The sequence below is a fragment of the Collinsella aerofaciens genome, from assembly GCF_040910325.1.
GTDB lineage: Bacteria > Actinomycetota > Coriobacteriia > Coriobacteriales > Coriobacteriaceae > Collinsella > Collinsella aerofaciens_BL.
Map to the genome: position 1 here is coordinate 86979 of NZ_JBDGAV010000006.1, position 18965 is coordinate 105943.

At 58.9% G+C, this 18965-nt stretch carries 17 protein-coding genes; 11 read left to right on the plus strand and 6 right to left on the minus strand.

What is annotated here, in order from left to right; all coding sequences use genetic code 11:
- Nucleotides 1-161: 161 nt before the first annotated feature.
- Nucleotides 162-794, minus strand: a complete 633-nt coding sequence (locus AB5Z25_RS04075) for an MOSC domain-containing protein (RefSeq protein ID WP_349128583.1) — start codon at nt 792-794, stop codon at nt 162-164.
- A 219-nt stretch (nt 795-1013) separates the two neighbouring features.
- On the opposite strand from AB5Z25_RS04075, the gene AB5Z25_RS04080 reads away from it, so the two are divergent.
- Both AB5Z25_RS04080 and AB5Z25_RS04085 read left to right on the plus strand, forming a co-directional pair.
- Nucleotides 1014-2270, plus strand: a complete 1257-nt coding sequence (locus tag AB5Z25_RS04080) for a carboxylate--amine ligase (protein ID WP_368134864.1) — start codon at nt 1014-1016, stop codon at nt 2268-2270.
- An 83-nt stretch (nt 2271-2353) separates the two neighbouring features.
- On the plus strand, nt 2354-3100 hold the full coding sequence (locus AB5Z25_RS04085; RefSeq protein WP_368134865.1) for an aspartate/glutamate racemase family protein: 747 nt from the start codon (nt 2354-2356) through the stop codon (nt 3098-3100).
- Nucleotides 3101-3224: 124 nt separating this feature from the next.
- Here the strand turns inward: AB5Z25_RS04085 and AB5Z25_RS04090 are convergent, their stop codons facing one another.
- The 5 genes from AB5Z25_RS04090 to AB5Z25_RS04110 all read right to left on the minus strand — a co-directional run bounded on the left by AB5Z25_RS04090 (nt 3225) and on the right by AB5Z25_RS04110 (nt 10051).
- Nucleotides 3225-3971: an energy-coupling factor transporter transmembrane component T family protein gene (locus tag AB5Z25_RS04090; RefSeq protein WP_343007023.1), complete on the minus strand. Its 747-nt coding sequence runs from the start codon at nt 3969-3971 to the stop codon at nt 3225-3227.
- Nucleotides 3964-5715: an ABC transporter ATP-binding protein gene (locus AB5Z25_RS04095; RefSeq protein WP_368134866.1), complete on the minus strand. Its 1752-nt coding sequence runs from the start codon at nt 5713-5715 to the stop codon at nt 3964-3966. Before AB5Z25_RS04095 ends, AB5Z25_RS04090 begins: the two co-directional genes overlap by 8 nt.
- Before the next feature lie 213 nt (nt 5716-5928).
- Nucleotides 5929-6501, minus strand: coding sequence for a hypothetical protein (locus AB5Z25_RS04100; protein ID WP_368134867.1), 573 nt, complete (start codon nt 6499-6501; stop codon nt 5929-5931).
- A gap of 419 nt (nt 6502-6920) precedes the next feature.
- Nucleotides 6921-8723 (minus strand): C69 family dipeptidase, encoded by a 1803-nt coding sequence (locus AB5Z25_RS04105; protein ID WP_368134868.1) that lies wholly within the window; start codon nt 8721-8723, stop codon nt 6921-6923.
- Between the two features lie 410 nt (nt 8724-9133).
- The gene (locus AB5Z25_RS04110) at nt 9134-10051 is read right to left on the minus strand and encodes a diacylglycerol/lipid kinase family protein (RefSeq protein WP_349128577.1); all 918 of its coding nucleotides are present in this window, start codon (nt 10049-10051) and stop codon (nt 9134-9136) included.
- A gap of 98 nt (nt 10052-10149) precedes the next feature.
- Here AB5Z25_RS04110 and rnd point away from each other — a divergent pair, with 98 nt between their 5' ends.
- The 9 genes from rnd to AB5Z25_RS04155 form a co-directional block, all read left to right on the plus strand.
- Nucleotides 10150-11283, plus strand: coding sequence for a ribonuclease D (gene rnd, locus AB5Z25_RS04115; RefSeq protein ID WP_349128576.1), 1134 nt, complete (start codon nt 10150-10152; stop codon nt 11281-11283).
- A 238-nt stretch (nt 11284-11521) separates the two neighbouring features.
- The gene (locus AB5Z25_RS04120) at nt 11522-12226 is read left to right on the plus strand and encodes a zinc metallopeptidase (RefSeq protein ID WP_368134869.1); all 705 of its coding nucleotides are present in this window, start codon (nt 11522-11524) and stop codon (nt 12224-12226) included.
- 115 nt (nt 12227-12341) lie between these two features.
- On the plus strand, nt 12342-13793 hold the full coding sequence (xseA, locus tag AB5Z25_RS04125) for an exodeoxyribonuclease VII large subunit (RefSeq protein ID WP_438265589.1): 1452 nt from the start codon (nt 12342-12344) through the stop codon (nt 13791-13793).
- Nucleotides 13794-13835: 42 nt separating this feature from the next.
- Nucleotides 13836-14102 (plus strand): exodeoxyribonuclease VII small subunit, encoded by a 267-nt coding sequence (gene xseB / locus AB5Z25_RS04130; RefSeq protein ID WP_006234311.1) that lies wholly within the window; start codon nt 13836-13838, stop codon nt 14100-14102.
- Between the two features lie 49 nt (nt 14103-14151).
- The gene (locus tag AB5Z25_RS04135; RefSeq protein WP_035137921.1) at nt 14152-14487 is read left to right on the plus strand and encodes a histidine triad nucleotide-binding protein; all 336 of its coding nucleotides are present in this window, start codon (nt 14152-14154) and stop codon (nt 14485-14487) included.
- Between the two features lie 41 nt (nt 14488-14528).
- Entirely contained in the window at nt 14529-15419 is an 891-nt protein-coding gene (locus AB5Z25_RS04140; protein ID WP_368134870.1) for a LysR family transcriptional regulator, read from the plus strand.
- 119 nt (nt 15420-15538) lie between these two features.
- Nucleotides 15539-16699 (plus strand): MFS transporter, encoded by a 1161-nt coding sequence (locus tag AB5Z25_RS04145; protein ID WP_368134871.1) that lies wholly within the window; start codon nt 15539-15541, stop codon nt 16697-16699.
- A 120-nt stretch (nt 16700-16819) separates the two neighbouring features.
- Nucleotides 16820-17998 carry an acetate/propionate family kinase gene (locus AB5Z25_RS04150; protein ID WP_368134872.1) on the plus strand — a complete coding sequence of 393 codons (1179 nt, stop codon included), beginning with the start codon at nt 16820-16822 and terminating at the stop codon, nt 17996-17998.
- A 164-nt stretch (nt 17999-18162) separates the two neighbouring features.
- The coding region (locus AB5Z25_RS04155) for an acetate/propionate family kinase (protein ID WP_368134873.1) at nt 18163-18965 on the plus strand (803 nt) is incomplete at its 3' end.

Consider the following 18965-nt stretch of genomic DNA (forward strand, 5'->3'; position numbering starts at 1 on the left):
CCTTAAAGGTTCTAAAGGGTCAAGTTGAACTTGAGGTTTTAGCCTTGACCTGCGGGAATGGTGAATTGTTGAGAAACCATAGAGTTCAACTTTAACGTTACGGCACCCTGTTGTAACTGAATTCTTGGCTGCAAAAACTACCTCAACGTGGGGTTTTGCAACTATAGGGTTCCTTCGCGGCGAGCCTGCTCCACCTCTTGGAGCGCCTCAGCCGGCGTAAACGAACAGGTGCCGTCACCAAGCTTGACCATCTGTATGTCGTCACCGATATGGACTTCTCCGCCCTGCAGCACGACGCCAAAAATGCCCTCGTGGGGGAAGATGCAGTCGCCGGCGAGATAGTAGATGGCACAGCGGGTATGGCAGACTTTGCCGATCTGGCTGATTTCGACGAGTACTTCGTTGCCAATCTTGAGCTGCGTGCCCAAGGGGAGTGAGAGCAGGTTGATGCCCTGGGTTGTGAAGTTCTCGCCAAAGTCGCCCTCGTGCACATCGAGCCCGCGCGCCTGCGCCGTCTGGATAGACTCTGCAGCTAAAAAGGAGACCTGACGGTGCCAATGCCCGGCGTGCGCATCGGAGGCGAGGCCAAACTGCTCGATGACGGTGTCGTGCCCGTCGGCGACGGGTGACTTACGCGTGCCTTTGTGCTCCGACGTGTTGATTGAGACGATGCGGGCAGGCCCGTTGTAAGCATCGTTTGCGGTGCGTAGGGGAGCTGCCGTCTGGGCACGATCCGCAAGTTCGCGCTTTGCGGCGTCAATGATGGGGTTGTTGATCGGATGAGCCTGGGGCACGGTGCACCTTTCGACGGGGCGGGCAATATGCTGAATCCTATAACAACGGTGGGTTCATTGCCCGTTGTCGTACGCCGGTGATTGCCGCCTTCGTGCTGATAATTACGCCGATTGCCATAGATACGGTGGAGCTTTGGGTGCCGGCGGCTCGGCACGCTAGAATAAATCAGTTGCACAAAGACCGCCCGTCGTGTGGGCAGTTCTAGATAGGAAGTTTCCATGGCATTGCAGTTTACAGAGCGCGAGTTTATCCCCGTGCTGCTCGGCGGCGACATCAACGCGTATTCGGTGGCGCGCGCTTTCTACGAGGAGTATCAGGTTAAGAGCCTGGTCTTTGGCAAGTACCAGACCGGCCCCGCGTATCGCAGCCAAATTATCGATTACACGCCCAACGTGGATATCGATACCATGCCCGTGATGCTTAAGACCGTCAACGGTATCGCTCGAGTTCATGCCGACAAGACGATTGTTCTGATGGGCTGCGGCGATAACTATGTTGCCCTGGTGGCTCAGGCCAAGGATGCCAACGAGCTGGCGGATAACATCGTTGCGCCTTACGCGCCCTATAGCATGCTTGAGCAGTGCCAGAAGAAGGAGATCTTCTACGAGCTGTGCGAGAAGCACGGTGTGCCCTATCCGCATACGTTTACCTTTACTGCGCAGATGCTCAACACGCAAGGAGAGGCGCCTGCCGAGGTGCTCGACCAGATTGACTTCCCCTACCCGATGATCTTGAAGCCTTCCGACGGCATCATGTGGTGGCAGCATGAGTTCGAGGGTCAGAAGAAGGCTTATGAGATTGCCGACCGCGCCGAGCTGGAGCAGGTTATCCGCGATTCCTATGCCAGTGGCTACACCGATGACCTGATTTTGCAGGATCGCGTGCCCGGCAACGACGAGTACATGCGCGTGCTCACCAGCTATTCTGATCGCAACGGCAAGGTTCGCATGATGTGCCTTGGTCACGTGCTGCTCGAGGAGCATCAGCCCCATGGCGTCGGTAATCACGCCTGCATCATCACCGAGCCCAACGATGAGCTTATGGGTGGCGTGCGCAAGCTGCTCGAGGACCTTCACTTTGTGGGCTATTCCAACTTTGACGTCAAGTATGACGAGCGCGATGGCTCGTTTAAGTTCTTTGACTTCAACACCCGCCAGGGCCGCAGCAACTACTACGTAACCAACAGCGGCTTTAACGTTGCCAAGTATGTGGTGGACGAGTATGTGCTCAACCGCCCGTTTGAGCCGGAATTTGTGACGGCGCAGGATGAGGCTCTGTGGATGGTTGTTCCTATGGGCGTCGTTGACAAGTATGTCAAGGACCCCGAGCTGCGTGCGAAGGCACATCGTCTGGCCAAGGAGGGCAAGGCCGCCGATCCTTCGTTTATGAAGGGTGATTTTGTCTTTAACCGCTGGTTGCGCATGTGGCACACCAAGCTGCGCCACTTTAAGCTGTTCAAGACGTATTACAAGTAGACGAGCGTGGCGCCCGTCCGGTATGTATCGGGTGGGCGCGGGTATGATACGCGAAATTGCGGGGCGTCACCAAGGAGGCGGCGATGGAAAAGCTGGGAGTTATCGGCGGCATGGGCGCCGAGGCCACGTCGTATTACTACGACCAGGTGGTACGTCATACGGCGGCTACGTGCGACCAGGAGCATATCGACATGGTGGTGCTTTCCAAGTCGACCATGCCCGACCGCACGCTGGCCATCAAGACCGGTGAGCATGCCGAGCTGCTGGCGACCATGAAGGAGTGCGCTCAGGCGCTCGAGACGCTGGGCTGCGCGCACATAGCGATTCCCTGCAACACGTCGCACTACTTCTACGATCAGATTCAGTCGTTTACCAAGGTGCCGATTATCCACATGCCGCGCGAGTCGGTGCGCTATGCTCTGGCCGGCGCGGTGATGGGGGAGTGCGAGTTCGATCCAAACCTGAGCATGCCGGCCGAGCCGGTGCACAAGATCGGCATCATGGGCACCGACGGTACCGTGGGCGCAGACGTCTATGGGCGCGAATGTGAGACCGCGGGCGTTGAGGTCGTCTATCCCAGCGAAAAGCGTCAGGCCGACGTGATGTCGCTCATTTACGACGATGTGAAGGCCGGGCGCGAACCCGATATGGATAAGTTCGACCGCGTGATGTGGGAGTTCGCCCGCAGCGGCTGCGACCGCGTCATCCTGGCCTGCACGGAGCTTTCGGTGTTGCAGAAGTATCGCGAGATGCCCGAGATCACCCTCGATGCGATGGATGTCCTGGTGCGCGAGTCCATCATTCGCAGCGGCGTCCCCTACCGCCTGTAGCCCTCGACCTGCCAAAAAGGGACAGGTTTATTTTGACAGGTATTATCTGGGAAAACAGTAAAGGCCTCGGCTCGTTTGGTGCGAGCCGAGGCCTTTTGCATTTGCCGGTTGCTGCCAGCGAGTGCTAGAACAGGAAGCCGGTGGCGATGAGGGCGATGCTGATGATGAGTACGGCGATGTCTAGGCCCTTGATGGGGTAGCGCTTGTACGAGCTGGCGCGCGTACGCAGATAGAAGCCGCGCTGCTCGGCGGCAAGCGCGGTGGCATCGGTCTTGCCCACGCTCGAGATAAGCAGCGGCACACACAGCGGCAGCATGAGTTTGAGTTTCTTGACGGGATTCTTAGTGTCGTATTCGACGCCGCGTGCGGTCTGCGCCTCCATGATGGCGTTCATTTCCTGGCCAAATACCGGCACAAAACGCAGCGCCGTGGTAAAGGTGAAGGCATAGCGATATGGCACGTGCAGCACCTCGACGCAAGCGTTGGCGAGGTCGTTGAGCTTGGTCACCATGAGCATGAGGATGAGTGGCAGCGCCACGCCCAGCAGGCGCAGGCAGGCCTTCGATCCGGTAATGAGGCCCGTGTCGGTGATGAAACCCCACACCACGTTGCCATCACGCATAAAGGCCAACTGGAGCACCAGCATGATAAGCGCGAGCGGAATCAGCAACTTGAGCAGCGAGAGCAGACGGTCGACGACGCCGGCATAGGCACCCAGTGCAAGGGTGAGTGCCAAAAAGCCCAGCAGCGCCACGTAGGTGTCGGACAAAAAGATGCCGATGATGATGGCGGCGGCGAGGCCCAGTTTGACGACGGGGTTCAGACGATGCAGCAGCGTATCGCCCGGCATATAGTCGATGACGTTAACCACGGTGGACCATCTCCTCGGTAATGCGAACGATATCGGTGACCTCGCTCACCTGTGCAAAGGCGGGAGAGACGGAGGATGCCAGGCGACGAGAAAGCTCTATGACCTGGGGCGGCTCAACGTAGGCGCGCTGCATGAGCTCGATGTCCGAGAACAGCTCGTGCGTGCGGCCGCGCTCGAGGATGCGGCCGTCGGCCATGACTACGATGCGCTCGGCAAAGTCGGAGACGACTTCCATGTCGTGGCAGACCATGATTACAGCGCAGCCGCGCTCGGCCATGGTGCGCACCGTTTCCATCACGGTCATGCACTCGCGGTAGTCAAGGCCGCTCGTGGGCTCGTCGAGCACCACGATTTTGGGCTCTACGACCACGACGGAGGCGAGTGCCACCATCTGGCGCTGACCGCGCGAGAGCGAGAAGGGCGCCTCGTCGGCCGGCAAGCCAAAGCGGTCGATGACGAGCTGGGCGCGACGCAGCGCCTCGGCACGGTCGATGCCGGCAAGCTCCAGGCCAAAGGCGACCTCGTCGAGCACGGTGTCCTTGCAGATCTGACGGTCGGGGTTTTGGAAGAGGGTTGCGACTTCGCGGGCGATGCGGCTTGTGGGAACGGCTGCGGTATCCAGTCCCGTGACGCGCACGCTGCCCGAGGCGGGCTTAAGCAGGCCTGTGAGCAGCTTGGTGAGCGTGGTCTTGCCGGCGCCGTTTTGACCGACGATGCCCACGAGCTCGCCGGGATAGAGGGTCAGGTTGAGGTCGTGGACGGCGGCGCCGCCATTGGGATAGGCAAACTCAACGTGATCGAAGGTGAGCACGGGTTCGGCGTCCTTGGCGTGCGGGCGCAACGACGGTGCGTGCGGTGAGCCGGCGGGTGCCTGAACGTCGCTGCTTGCGTGTGCGGGGTCGACGATGCCCGTAATCAGGCGCTCGGCCTCATCAACATCCAAACAGGGAGTGCCGCTGGCCAGGCCATCGGCCTCGAGGCTGTTGAAAATGCGCGTGACGCGCGGGCAATCGACGCCGATGGCGCGGAGCTCATCGGCGTGCGCGAAGACCTCGTGCGGCTCGCCCTGTAGCGCGATTTCGCCATGATTGAGCACGAACACGCGGTTGCAATACTCCGAAAGCAGGGCGACTTTTTGCTCAACGACGACGATGGTGATGCCGAGTGCGCGGTTGGCCTCGCGTAGGGTCTCGAAGACCAGCGTGGAGCTGGCGGGGTCGAGCGCCGCGGTGGGTTCGTCGAGCACGAGCACACGCGGACGCATAGCGAGGATGGCGGCGATGGCAACCTTTTGCTTTTGGCCGCCTGAGAGGGTGGCGATCTCGCGGTCGCGCAGGTCGCTGATGCCGACGGTCTCGAGCGTCTCGCTCACGCGCTGCTCGATCTGGTCGTGCGGAACGCCAAAGTTCTCCAGGCCAAAAAGCATCTCGTCCTCGACGACCGAGGCGACCATTTGCGTGTCGATGTCTTGCAACACGCTGCCGACGATCTGCGACACATCGGTGAGCGAAACTTCACAGGTGTCGTTGCCGTCGACAGTGACGGAGCCAAAGAACGTGCCGGTGTAATGGTGGGGTACGGCTCCCGACAGGCAGGCGGCAAGTGTGGACTTGCCGGCGCCCGAAGGCCCGATAATGCCGATAAAATCTCTCCTGTTCACGCCGAGCGAGATATGCTTAAGCGCCTGCTCGGTCTGCGTGCCACGGGAGAACGAGACATCGTCGACGTTGATGATCGTTTCCATGGATACCTTTCATAGTCATCGGGGACGTTCTTACATGACTAGTTGTTTAAGACCGTCCCAAAAAAGCTCGTTGTTTGGGACGGTCTTTGGTGGTGAAGCACGGAGACGGCTTTACGAGGGGCCCCAGGTTGGCGCGAAAGAGGAGCGAAGCGTACTTGGGTACGCGAGCGACGAATGAACGCCGAGATAGGGTGGCTCGTAAAGCCGAGCGGGTTAGTTGAGCTTCAGGGCCTTCTGGATGGGCAGATAGAGAGCGCCGACCAGAATGGCGTTAAACACGGCGGTCATAGCGACGACGGGCAGCATGGCAGCGGCGAGCTCGCCCACCACGCCGAGCATGGCCATCTTGATGACCATGAAGATGACGCCCGAGACAAAGGTGGTCACGAACGTTGCGACGATGGCGACGGCGGGCTTAACCTGGCCGTCCTTGGCAGCAGCGTTGACAATGAGGGCCATGAGCATGGCGGCGATGCCCTCGGCGGCAAAATCGACGAACGGCGAGGTGGTGGTGATTTGGATTACAGCAGCCGAGATGAGGCCGATGATGAGCGCCTGGCCAATGTTGGGACGAACGACCAGGATGGTAAGGCAGAAGGCCGAGATGATGAACTCGGGGCTGATCATGCCGCCCGAGATGCCGGAGATGGCCTTGCCGACGGTGAAGTTGAGGATGAAGCCGGCGGCAAGCAGGATGGCGAGCAAGACGAGGGCGCGGACGTCGAGTTTGCCGCGGTCGGCGGTCTGGACGGTGCGGGGCTGGGCGGTGGTGGTGTTCTGAGACATGGTGAAAATCCTTTCGGAAGGGAAGTGCAAGAGAAGAAAGCGGAGGCGCGTGATGCGAATGCGATTGGGCTCGAGATAGAAAAAGGCCCCCGGTCGAAACCGGAGGCCTTCCAATCACCTAGAGCGCAAAAACAGGCGTGAGGGACTCACTGTCGACCGATCGTATTCGCATCACGCCACCACCAGTTGTTGAGAGACTTCATCGTGTTCTTCATGTTGGTGGCTCCTTTCGTGATGCCATGGCGCGGTCGCACCTAGTTGCTGTTGCGCTGCACTATAGCACAGCAAAGTGTGTGCGGGGAAATCTTTTTTGAAAAGATTTCAGCAGTGTTTCCCGCGGTGTTTCCCACCGGTCAGATAACGGGTCAGGAGGGCAAGACCGCTCGCACCGTCTTGCCCTCCCTTAGGACGTGAGGGTCTTAGGCCTTCTTGCGACGATAGAGCACGAAGCCGCAGACACCGATGACGACGACGGCGCCAACGGCCATGGCGGCCATGTTGTTGCCCTCGGACTTCTCCTCGGTGGCCTTTTCCTCTTCGACTTCGGGCTCGGCTACATCCTCATCCGAGAGGGCCTCGTCGGCATAGGTGATGGACTCGACTAGGCAGTCGTTGTCGGCATCGTAGTCACTCGGGACGAACTCCTCGGAGAAGTCGCCCTCCTTGAGGTAGTCACGCATTTCCTCGAGCATGGCCTTGCACTTGAGGTAGGTGTTCTTGGTGGCAGCCTTGCCGGCCTTGTTGGCCAGGGCGGTGCGGGCCTCGGTGTTCTCGGCGGCCTGCATGGCCTCGTCGACGGTCAGGTTCTGCTCGATGAGCTCCTTCTGCAGGGCGTCGAGGTAGGCGCGGACGCCGGTAGCGCAGTGATCGCGATTCTCATAGGCGAGCGTGTTGATGTCCATGAGGACGTAGTTGATGGAGTTCTTGGGCTCCTCGTTGTTTACAACGTCTTCCTCTTCGCAGTGATCGAAGGAGACATCCTGATCGCTGAAGTAGGGGCTGACCTCGGTGAGCAGTGCGGAGTAGAGGGGGATAGCGACGGAGAACTCGGCGTTGGAGAGCATCTCCCACTGGATGGTCGCGATTTCGGGGTCCATGCCGTGGCGGATCTGGAAGGTGTGAATCTCGGTGTTGCGGTTGGAGCCGATAGCATAGGCGCCGTCGGTGTTGGCGTTGAGACCGGCGACATTCTCGCCGCGAGCAGCGAAGCTGCGGATCATCTCAAAGGTGTTCCAGTCGGACTTGCCGGGCTGGAAGAACAGCGGCTGCATCTCGTGGACCAGGGCGCCGGTCGTGGCGCGAGCGTCTTCACGCTCGTCCTTGACGATCTCGTAGTCAGTGCCTTCAGCCAGCGGGGCCATGAAGTAATCGCGACCCTGGATATAGCGCGACCACTGGTGCATACCGGCCTCGCCGATCTCCTCGCCGTAGGTCTTGGCGACGTCGAACTTGCCGTCAGTGTACTCGGCAAAGCCCTTCTCCTTAGGCATGGACTCGATGCCATCGGAATGGAGACAGTTCTCGGTGTCGTCGAGGTCGACGTCATAGGTGAGGTTGCCGATGTTGGGGTTGAGCGAGGCGATGTCATCGGCGAGCCTCATGGCAATCCACTGATGGCCGGAAAGCGCGGCGAACAGCCAGGTCTCGGTGCTGTCGGCGATGATGATCTGGTCGTTGGAGCAGACGCCCTGCTCGTCGATCAGGCTGCCGATGAGCTCGACGCCCTCGCGGGCCGTGGCGCTCTCGCCCAGGATGACGCTGGCATAGCTGTACTCGCCAATGCCAGTCTCCTCGGTGATGGGGTCGGCCTCTTCGGCCTTCTCGTTATAGGAGGTGCTCAACGTGGCAGAGCAGGAGACGCCCTTCTCGTTGATGCCGGCCTCGGAATATGCGTCGTAGCGATCTTCCCACTGCGAGGGGTTGTCGCGAACGAAAGTGTAGCGGTAGGTTGCGCCCTTGGACTTGTACTCAAAACCGGACTCGACCGATGTGTACTCGTTGCCGTCCTTGTGTGCGGGCTCAATGCCAAAGTGCTTGACATAGCGCGGACCGAAATCCTCGGAACGGCCATAGTACGTGTTGCCGTCTGCCGTGAGCTTGCTACCCATGTAGATCTGGGTGCAGGCGAGCGCCGAAGTCGGCATGGCCATGATGGCCGCTGCTCCAAACGCAAGGCCGCAGCCGAGCTTTTTGAGCGTGTTGACAGGATGAGTAAACCTCATGATCCCTCCCAACTGTTGAGACCCCGCAAAACTGTGCGGAATCTCAGCTAATAAATACATCCATTAGCCTATCGGAAGTCTAAGAAGTATTCATCTATTTCGATGAAATACTCGATGAGCGTCCTAAAATATGCGATGAGCGGATAAGAATACTCATTTTGTAGCTTTACTTAAATAAAGGCACCCTGCAATTACTGTACCTGAATAAAGCGCCTTGCACGGGGCGCAAAGAAAAATCCCCCGCTGTTTGGCAAATGCATAAACAACGGGGGAGACGATAATTGGATGAATATCATACCAATGTGGAATTACTTCTTCCGGCGGTGGATCACGTTGATCGCATAGCCGATGAGCATGGCCAGAACAATGACGATAAAGCCGGGCAGGGGAGTGTCGTTCATGGGGTCCTCCTATTTTCCGAGTGGGGAGAATTCGTCGACGATGAGGTCGAGGCATTGCGGAAGTGCGCGGGCGCCAAAGACGCCCGAGTTGCTGGAGATGATCTCGCCATCGAACTGCATGCCCAGCGACGGCGTGCAGGTGATCTTGGCTTCTTTGGTCTGGATGATCTTGAACTGCGGGCGGCCGAGCACCTTGCCGGCGGGGTCGAGTGCGGCGGTGATCACGGTCGGGAGGAGCTGCACGGTTTTTACGGGCTCGATGACCGCGATGTCGACCATGCCGTCGTTCATACGGCAATCGGGGAACAGGTTGATGTCGTTTTGAATGACCGAGGTGTTGCCGGCCATGCAGCAGATGCCATCGAGCTCCTCGACAATGCCGTCATGCTCAATCGTAAAGTGCGCCACCGTGGGGTTGGGTGTGGCGAGCGCCGACAGGAAATAGGCGATCTCACCGATGTCGTTTTTGGCGGGGGCGGCCTTCATCATGATCTCGGCGTCGAAGCCCGAGCCGGCGATGATGATAAAGCCGTGGCGCTTTTCGTTGCCGTTCTCGTCGAGCCAAAAGAGCTCGCCCATGTCCACTTTGACCGTGCGACCGGCGCGGCAGGCCTTGGCAAGCGCCGCGGCCTCGGGGGCATTGCCAATGTTGTTGAAGAACAAGCAGGCCGTGCCGGAGGGGAAGACGAGCGTGGGGACGCCGCATCCGCGCATCTGGTCGAGCACGTTGGAGACGGTGCCGTCGCCGCCCGAAACGACCACGCGATCAAACTCGCGCACGTCTGCCACGGCGTCCTCGGGTTCCATGCCATCGCCGATAAAACGCATCACGATCTCGTCGCCGCCCTGCGCGAGGGCGTGCGCGAACGCGTAGATTTCATCTGAGCTGGGGCCCGATGCCGGGTTGTGGATGATAAGGCAGCGCATACTTACGTTCCCGTTCTGTGACTAACCGAGTATAGTTGTAAGGCAATGCCGATATCCTACCCGTGTTTTTCGGGCCTAACCTTATTCGATGGGTTGATATGTACATTTCCACACATCAGGCTCTGCTCGACTTTTGCCAGCGCGCCCGCGAGTTCGACGCGATTGCCGTCGATACCGAGTTTTTGCGCGAGCGCACGTTTCACCCGCGCCTGTGCTTGGTTCAGATCGCCACCCCTGCCGAGAGCGTCGCGGTCGATCCTCTGGTGATCGACAACCTGTCGCCGCTCGCCGAGCTTATGGGCGATGAGAGCGTGATCAAGGTGTTTCACGCCTGCTCGCAGGATATGGAGGTTATGCTCCATACCGTGGGCGTGCTGCCGCGTCCCATTTTTGACACGCAGGTGGCCGCCGCCTTTTTGGGTGAGCGCCAGCAGATTTCCTACGGCGCACTCGTGCAGACGTTTTGTGGCGTTTCATTGCCTAAGACCGAGTCGCTGACCGACTGGTCGCGCCGCCCGCTGACCGATAAACAGATCGAGTACGCGATCGATGACGTCAAGTACCTGATTGTCGCCTATACCGAGATGATGAGCCGCCTGCGTGAGCTGGGCCGCGTGGACTGGGTGCTCGACGAGTTGCGTCCGCTGGCCGACGAGTCGCACTACCGCGCCGACCGCCATGAGGCATTCCGCAAGGTCAAGCGCATCAACTCGTGTAGCCGCCATCAGCTGGGCATCGCGCGCGAGCTTGCCGCTTGGCGCGAGGACCGCGCCGAGCGCCGCAACATCCCACGCAAGTGGGTCATGTCCGACGATACGCTGCTGGCGCTCGTCAAGCGCAATCCTGTGCGCGTTGAGGAGTTCCGCAGCATCCGCGGCACCGATCAGCTGGGGGAGCGCGACGTGGACGGCGCGCTCATGGCCATTAAGCGCGGTGCGAGCTGCCCGCACGATCGCCTGCCGCTCATGGTGCGCGGGCACCGTCAGATTTCGCCGGAGTTGGAGAGCGTGACGGACCTGATGTATGCGCTCATTCGCCTGGTTGCCGAGCGTTCGGGCGTGGCGACCTCGGTCATTGCCTCGCGCGATGACCTGGCCGACTACATTGAGCATCCCGAGCAGAGCCCCCTGCGCGAAGGCTGGCGCTTTGAGCTCGTGGGCTCGCGCCTGGACGATTTGCTCTCGGGCAATATGGGGTTGACGGTCAAAGATGGCAAAATTGAATTGCTATAGGTATATAGTTACGCGGTTTTGCCAAACCGCGTAACAGCTCGACGCTGCAAACGGCCGAGAGCGGCAATCTGACGTTCAATCGTCGCTCGCGTACCAAAGTACGCGTCGCTTCTCTTTCACGTCACCTTGCTCGCTCTCGGCCGTTTTCGCTGACATTGCCAAAACATCGATGTTGATTTGCTGGTCAGTCGAATGGGTAGAATGCCTCCAACGTGTAACTCGATTCGGAGGAATTCGCATGCCTTATTACTATGGATACGGCTTTGGCATTGACCCGCTGTACCTGCTGGTTGTTCTTGTCTGCACGGTGCTTGGCCTTGCCGCGCAGAGCTATATCAACTCGACATATAAGACCTGGTCCAAGGTTCGCTCGGACGGCGACGCGGGTGCCACGGTCGCTCGCCGCATGCTCGATGCCAACGGTTGTAGCGCCGTGGGCATCAAGGGCGTTGCCGGCGAGCTCACTGATCATTACAACCCACAGGACAACAACCTGTATCTGTCGGATGCCAACCGTTCGGGCGGGTCGGTCGCAAGCGTTGCCGTCGCCTGCCACGAGGCGGGCCATGCCGCCCAGCGTCAAAGCGGTTACGCCATGATGAAGGTACGCACCGCTTTAGTCCCCGTCGTCAACTTTACCCAGAACACCTGGACGATCGTGCTGCTCATGGGCCTGTTCATGAACATCGCGGGGCTCACGACCCTCGCGCTGGTCTTCTTCTCGTTTAGCGTGCTGTTCCAGCTGGTTACGCTGCCGGTCGAGATCGATGCCAGTCGCCGCGCCGTGGCGTATATCGAGCAGTCGGGCATGAGTTCCAAGCAGGTTAGCGGTGCCAGGAAGGTGCTGACGGCAGCTGCGCTTACCTACGTGGCGGCGGCGCTCACCTCGATTATTCAGCTGCTCTACCTGATGGCTCGCTACAACAGAAACTCCAACCGATAGCAAACGGGACAGGCAGGCGCCGCGGGGATTCGTGTCCCAGCGGCGCTGTACTATGTGTTGGACTTGAATTTGCGCAGGGCCGGAGCCCGTGTGCACGATGACGAAAGGAGGCTGCGTGGCTGGCTGGAATCTGACCGGCAATACCGTTTCCGCCGAGTTCGACGGATCGGACGAGCAGGAGTGCAAAGAGCTCAGCGTGAGCCAGGCGGTGGAGATCGCCGCCGGTGCGCTCGATGCCATTCCGCAGCTGAGCGTTTTGGGCGAAGTCACGGGTTTCCGCGGTCCCAATGCCCGAAGCGGCCACTGCTACTTCCAAATCAAGGACGACTCGGCGGCCGTCGACTGCATCATCTGGAAGGGCGCCTACCTTAAGCGCACCTTCGATCTGCGCGACGGCATGCAGGTGAGCTTTAAGGGTAGCTTCAATCTCTACAAGCCTACGGGTCGTATGAGCTTCGTCGCCCGCTCGTTCTCGCTGGCGGGGGAGGGCCTGCTGCGTCAACAGGTGGCTCAGTTGGCCGAAAAGCTGCGTCGCGAGGGCCTGATGGACGAGGCGCGCAAACGTCACATTCCGGTGTTTTGCTCGCGTGTGGCGGTCGTCACCTCGCTTTCGGGCGCCGTGATCGACGACGTCAAGCGTACGCTGCGCCGTCGCAACCCGCTCGTCGAGCTTGTCTGCGTGGGTGCCAAGGTTCAAGGCGAGGGTGCGCCGGTAGAGCTTATTGAAGGCCTGCGTCGCGCCGCTGCCATTACGCCGGCGCCCGATTGCATTTTGCTCGTGCGTGGCGGCGGTTCCTTCGAGGACCTCATGACCTTTAATAACGAGGAGCTTGCCCGCGCGGTGGCGGCTTGTCCTGTGCCCGTGGTGACCGGCATTGGCCATGAGCCCGATACCTCGATTTGCGACATGGTGAGCGACCGTCGCGCCTCCACGCCCACGGCGGCAGCCGAATCGGTGGCGCCGGCTATGACGGAGCTGGCAGATGTGCTCGAGGCACGCCATCAGCGTCTTGGCGCCGCGATGGCATCGATGATTGGGTCGAATCAGGTTGATTTGGAGATGCTCGATCAGCGCGGTCGCCGCGCCTGGGATACCTATACGGCCCGTCTGGGCGATGCGCTCGATGCCGCCGCATGCCGCCCGTGCCTCAACGACCCCACATTTATGGTCGAGCGTCGCGAATCGGAGCTTGCACTGACTGCCGATCGCTTGTCGGGCGCCATAGCTCGCTCGGTCGGGACATTCCGCTCCAACTTTGAGCGCCTGCCCGAGCGTCTGGTTGCAAGCACCTCGGGGCTCGATGGCAAGCGCCATGCGCTCACGCTTGCGAGTTCCCGTCTGGAGCATCAGGGGCGCACGATGCTCAGCAAACCCGCGTCCGACCTGGGCCGTGCGGCAGCCTCACTCGATGCCCTGTCGCCGCTCAAGGTGCTTGCCCGTGGCTATTCCATCGCGTACAGCGATGATGGGGTGGCTACGAGCGCCAAGACCTTTAAGCCCGGCGACGCCATACGCGTGCGCATGGCAGACGGCAACGTGGCGGCAACGGTTGATACGGTCGAGTAGGCCGCGTTTCACAGCGATAAACCTTTAGGAAAGGAAACAGATATGGCAGAGAAGACCCCGGTCGAGCAGCTTACGTACAAGCAGGCCTCGCAGGAGTTGGAACTCATCATCCGCAGCTTGGAGTCGGGCGATATGGAGCTCGAGGAGTCGCTCGAGAGCTACACGCGCGGCGTCGAGCTCCTCAAGAGCCTACGCACCCGCTTGTCCGATGCCGAGCAGAAGGTCTCGGTGCTCCTGAAGGACGTCGACGGCAACGACGTGCTCGCCGACGGCGAGGCCGCCAACACGGACGACAACCTCTCGTTCTAACCATCCCGACCAAATATAATTACCTTGGTCTGTGAGAAAGGAACCAGCCATGTGTGATTGCATCTTCTGCAAAATTGCCAACCACGAGATCCCCTCGACCGTTGTCTATGAGGACGACCAGGTCATCGCCTTCGACGACCTCAACCCCCAGGCACCGGTCCACACGCTCGTGATCCCCAAGAAGCACTACAGCGACATCGCCGACAACGTGCCTGCCGAGACCATGGGCGCCATGGCCCACGCCATCCAGGAGGTCGCTAAGGCCAAGGGCCTGGAGGACGGTTTCCGCGTCATCTCCAACAAGGGCGTCAATGCCGGCCAGACCGTCATGCACTTCCACATGCACGTTCTCGGTGGCAAGAACCTGGGCGAGAACCTCATCTGAGGGCGCGTAGGCCGTCGACTTGGCTGCCTTTGGAGTAATCTATGCAGCTTTCTCAACTCGAATACCTTCAAGCGGTAGCGAACTATGGCGGCGTGCGCAAAGCAGCTCGCGCTGTTCACGTGAGTCCGCAGGCCGTTTCGTCGGCAATAAAAAAGTTGGAATCTGAGTATCAGATTGTTTTGCTCGACCGATCGGCGGGGGAGGCTGTTTTGTCTCCGGCGGGCAGAGAATTTGCGCGTCGTGCACGCGTGATTCTGGCACAAGTCGACGATCTCAAAAAGTACGCTCAATCAAGGGACGACGGCGTCTCGCCCGATGGCCACTTTCGTCTTTACGCCCCCTGCCTTCACGGGCGGGGGCGTCTTTTTTCCGAAAACTGGTACGACTCGTTTGAAAGCTTGCACCCCCAGATTCACCTTGATGTTTGGCATCAGCCAACGGCCACATGCTTTGAATCACTTGTGCTTGGCATTTCGGATGCGGCCATCTCATTTGAGGAACCAAGGGATAGTGTCCTTTCTTCGAAATACTTGGGTGAAAAGGAGCTCAAGGTTCTTTCGTGTCCAGCGGGTCATCAATCTGTGGGTGCTATGACCGTTCGTGAGTTGCTGGGCGGCAGGCTGGCTGTTCCCATTAATTTGTCACCCTGTCTCAATGCAATCAACCAATGTCCCGAGGCTCAGCTGGTTAATTTCCGCTTCCGCGACGTCGAATACGAAAACAGGGCGCAGACTGAGTTTCTTCAAGCCGGGGGATTGATATTGAGTTTTTCTGGCTCTTCTCTCGCAACAGATGGACTGGAAGTGAGCGAGTGCTCCATTGAAGGTTCGCATGACGTGGCCTTGCCCATCTATTTTTGCTATCGACAAAATGCCTGGACCGATCGACACCAGACGGTATTTCTTCACCTATTGCGTCATCTCGCTTCGTGAGGCCATTTGGCCTCGTGGCGTCAAGTGAATGTTGACGCCTTGTAACACATGGCTGACGGCTTTGCCCTCATGCTTTTCCAAGATTTCGGTTTGGGCTATTGGCTCTTGGAGGGCGGAGCATGAAAAACCGTACGGTTTTGCTTTATATGACGTTCGTTTTTCTGTCGAACTTCAGCACCATTTTGTATTTTCTGACGGTTTTTCTTGAATTCGTCGGATTCTCGATGGTAGCGATTTCTAGCATGATGATTGCATACCAAGTGAGTAAGTTCATTCTTGAGGTTCCTACTGGTTATATTGCTGACAGGTTTGGACGAAAGACAAGCGGTCTCGTTGGCGTCGTGGGAATGCTTGGATACTACGCCGCCCTACTTTTCGCCCGTTCTCCTCTGCTTTTAATCGGCGCGTTTGCTCTCAAAGGATTTGCAGTTGCATGTGTGAGCGGATCCATAGAAGCGATCTACATTGACAGCGTCTCTCAGGACCAGCTCGTAAGACTTAATGTCGTTGAGCGATTTGTTTTCTATGCCTCTTATGCCATCTCCGCTTGCGTGGGCAGTTTCATTTCGTCTGTCGGTGCATATCTCATTGGTCTTTCGGCAGATATCATCGCAATGGTGTTGACGTTGGTTGTCGTTGCCTGCATTCCTGAGATGCGAAGAGGGGACACTGCAACGACACCTAAGCGTGGAATTAGCCCGAAGATGATCGGTGCCGCTATTGCGCGTAACGGCATTCTTCGTTCAGCGTTCATCATGGACTGCTCTCAGGCATTTGCTTTTGTCGCCCTGGAAGACTTTTTCTCACTGCTGCTTGCGGGTCGCGGAATGAATGCCGTCGCTTCGGGTGTGACCATTGCGGTCCAGCTCCTTGCCTCGGCTTCCATGGGGCTTATTGTGCCGAGTGTGATTGCTCATGTCGACAAGGGCCGTTTTGCGCGTATTTGCGGCATCGTGCGCCTTTTCCTGACTGCTCTGTTTTTGATTCCCTTTACTCCGGTCTATTTGCTGCCCGTGTTCTATGTACTGCAGACGGTTGCTTACTCGTTATTTGCTCCAATAAAATACTCAATTTTTCAAAATGCTGTCGATTCTTCGATGCGCTGTTCACTGATTTCGGTCCAAAGCCAGATGGTGGCGGTGGGTGCCATCCTTTTCTATCTGTTCAATGCTGCGTTGAGCAGCATCGCGGGCATTCGAGTCATATTGCTTGTAGCGCTCGGGATATCTTCTTTGGTGTATATCCCCGCGCTCTTTCGTCTTACAAGTCAAAGGCCATGAGTATTTGGGCATCGATAACTTATATATCAACGCAATAAACCCGAGCGCGAGGGCGTTTGGGTTTATTATTGAAGCGTATGTAACCTGGCGGCGCCACACCGCCTGTTAGTAGGGAGACACATGAACGTTCTGGTCGTCAACGCAGGATCTTCGACCCTTAAGTATCAGGTCATCGATACCAAGTCCCACAAGGTGTCCGCAAAGGGCTCCTGCGAGCGCGTCTGCTTTACCGGCGGTACCTTCACTCACGCTGCCAACGGTTCCAAGAAGGTGACCGAGAACATCGAGTTCCCCGACCACAAGGTCGCCATCGAGGTCGTCCTGAAGGACCTCGAGGCCAACGGCGTCAAGATCGAGGGCATCGGCCACCGTATCGTTCAGGGCGGTTGGTACTTCGGCGATTCCTCCCTCGTCGACGAGGACGTCCTCGCCAAGATCCGCGAGGTCGCTCCGCTCGCCCCGCTGCACAACAACCCCGAGGCCAACGTTATCGAGTACTGCCTCGAGCAGTATCCCGACCTGCCCAACGTCACGGTCTACGACACTGCTTTCCACTTCAATATGCCCGAGGTCGCCAAGACCTACGCCCTGCCCAAGGACGTCTGCGACAAGCTGCACATCCGTAAGTACGGCGCTCACGGCACCAGCTACCGCTACATCTCCAAGAAGGTTGCCGAGATGACCAACGGCGAGGCCCGCAAGGTCGTCGTGTGCCACATCGGTTCCGGCGCTTCCCTGTGCGCCATCGAGGACGGCAAGTGCATGGACACCACCATGGGCTTGACGCCGCTCGACGGTGTCATGATGGGCACCCGCTGCGGCTCCATCGACCCTGCTACCGTGTGCTACCTGCAGCGCGAAGGCGGCTACACCTTCGACGAGGTCGACGAGATGATGAACAAGAAGTCCGGCCTTCTGGCTGTGACCGGCGGCAAGACCAACGACTGCCGCAATGTTGAGGAGCTCGCCGCTGCCGGTGACCCCGAGGCTCAGCTCGCCTTCGATATGTTCGTCTACAAGATTGCCGCCAAGGCCGCCGAGATGGCCACTTCCATGTGCGGCATGGACACCATGGTCTTTACCGCCGGCATCGGCGAGCACGCTCCGGCTGTCCGCGCTGGCGTGGCCGACCGTCTGGCCTTTATGGGCGTCAAGATGGATCACGCTCGTAACGCCCTGCGCGGCGACGGCGCTTGGTGCCTGTCCGCCAAGGATTCCAAGGTCAAGATCTTCGTCATCCCCACGGATGAGGAGTTCATGATCGCCTCCGACGTCGAGCGCATCGTCAGCGGCAAGTAATTGCAAGAGGGGAGGGGCTGGACAACCGAGCGCCGTTCGGCCCCTCTTTTGTGCTCGTTGGGCGATATGCCTGATAGCTATTTATCAAGTTGTGATAACTTCTTATTAAAATGCGGCCGCCTTAAGGGGTCTGCGTCGACCGTATTGCACTGCAAAGGAGTCTCATGAACGTACTTGTTGTCAACGCCGGCAGCTCAAGCCTTAAATATCAGCTTTTGGATACCGATACCCGCGAGGTTTTCGCCAAGGGCAACTGCGAACGCATCGGTTCGGACATGGGCATCTTTGGCCACTCCGAGAACGGTGGCGCCAAGCAGACCGAGGAGGTCCCTTTCCCCGATCATCGCTCTGCTATCGCTCGCGTGCTCGAGGAGCTCGAGAAGACCGACTTTACGATTGATGGCATTGGCCATCGTATCGTTCAGGGCGGCTGGCACTTCGATGATTCCGCGGTCGTCGACGACGAGGTTATGGCTAAGATCCTTGAGGTGGCCCCGCTCGCTCCGCTGCACAATTACGGCGAGGCCGCGGCAATCGAATATTGCCGCGAGAAGTATCCGGAGCTGCCCAACGTGGCCGTCTTTGACACCTCGTTCCACATGACCATGCCCGAGGTCGCCTACACCTACGCGCTGCCCAAGGACGTGTGCGACAAGTACCACGTGCGCAAGTACGGCGCCCACGGCACGAGCCACCGCTATGAGTGGATGATGGCCAAGGAGATCCTGGGTTCGCGCTGCCACCGCCTGCTTTCGTGCCATCTGGGCAACGGTGCTTCGCTCGCTGCTATCGAGGACGGCGTGTGCCGCGACACCACGATGGGTCTCACGCCGCTCGATGGCCTGATGATGGGCACCCGTTGTGGTTCCATCGACCCGGCCACCGTGTGCTACCTGCAGCGCGAGGGCGGCTACAGCTACCAGGAAGTCGATGACATGATGAACAAGCAGTCTGGTCTGCTTGCCAT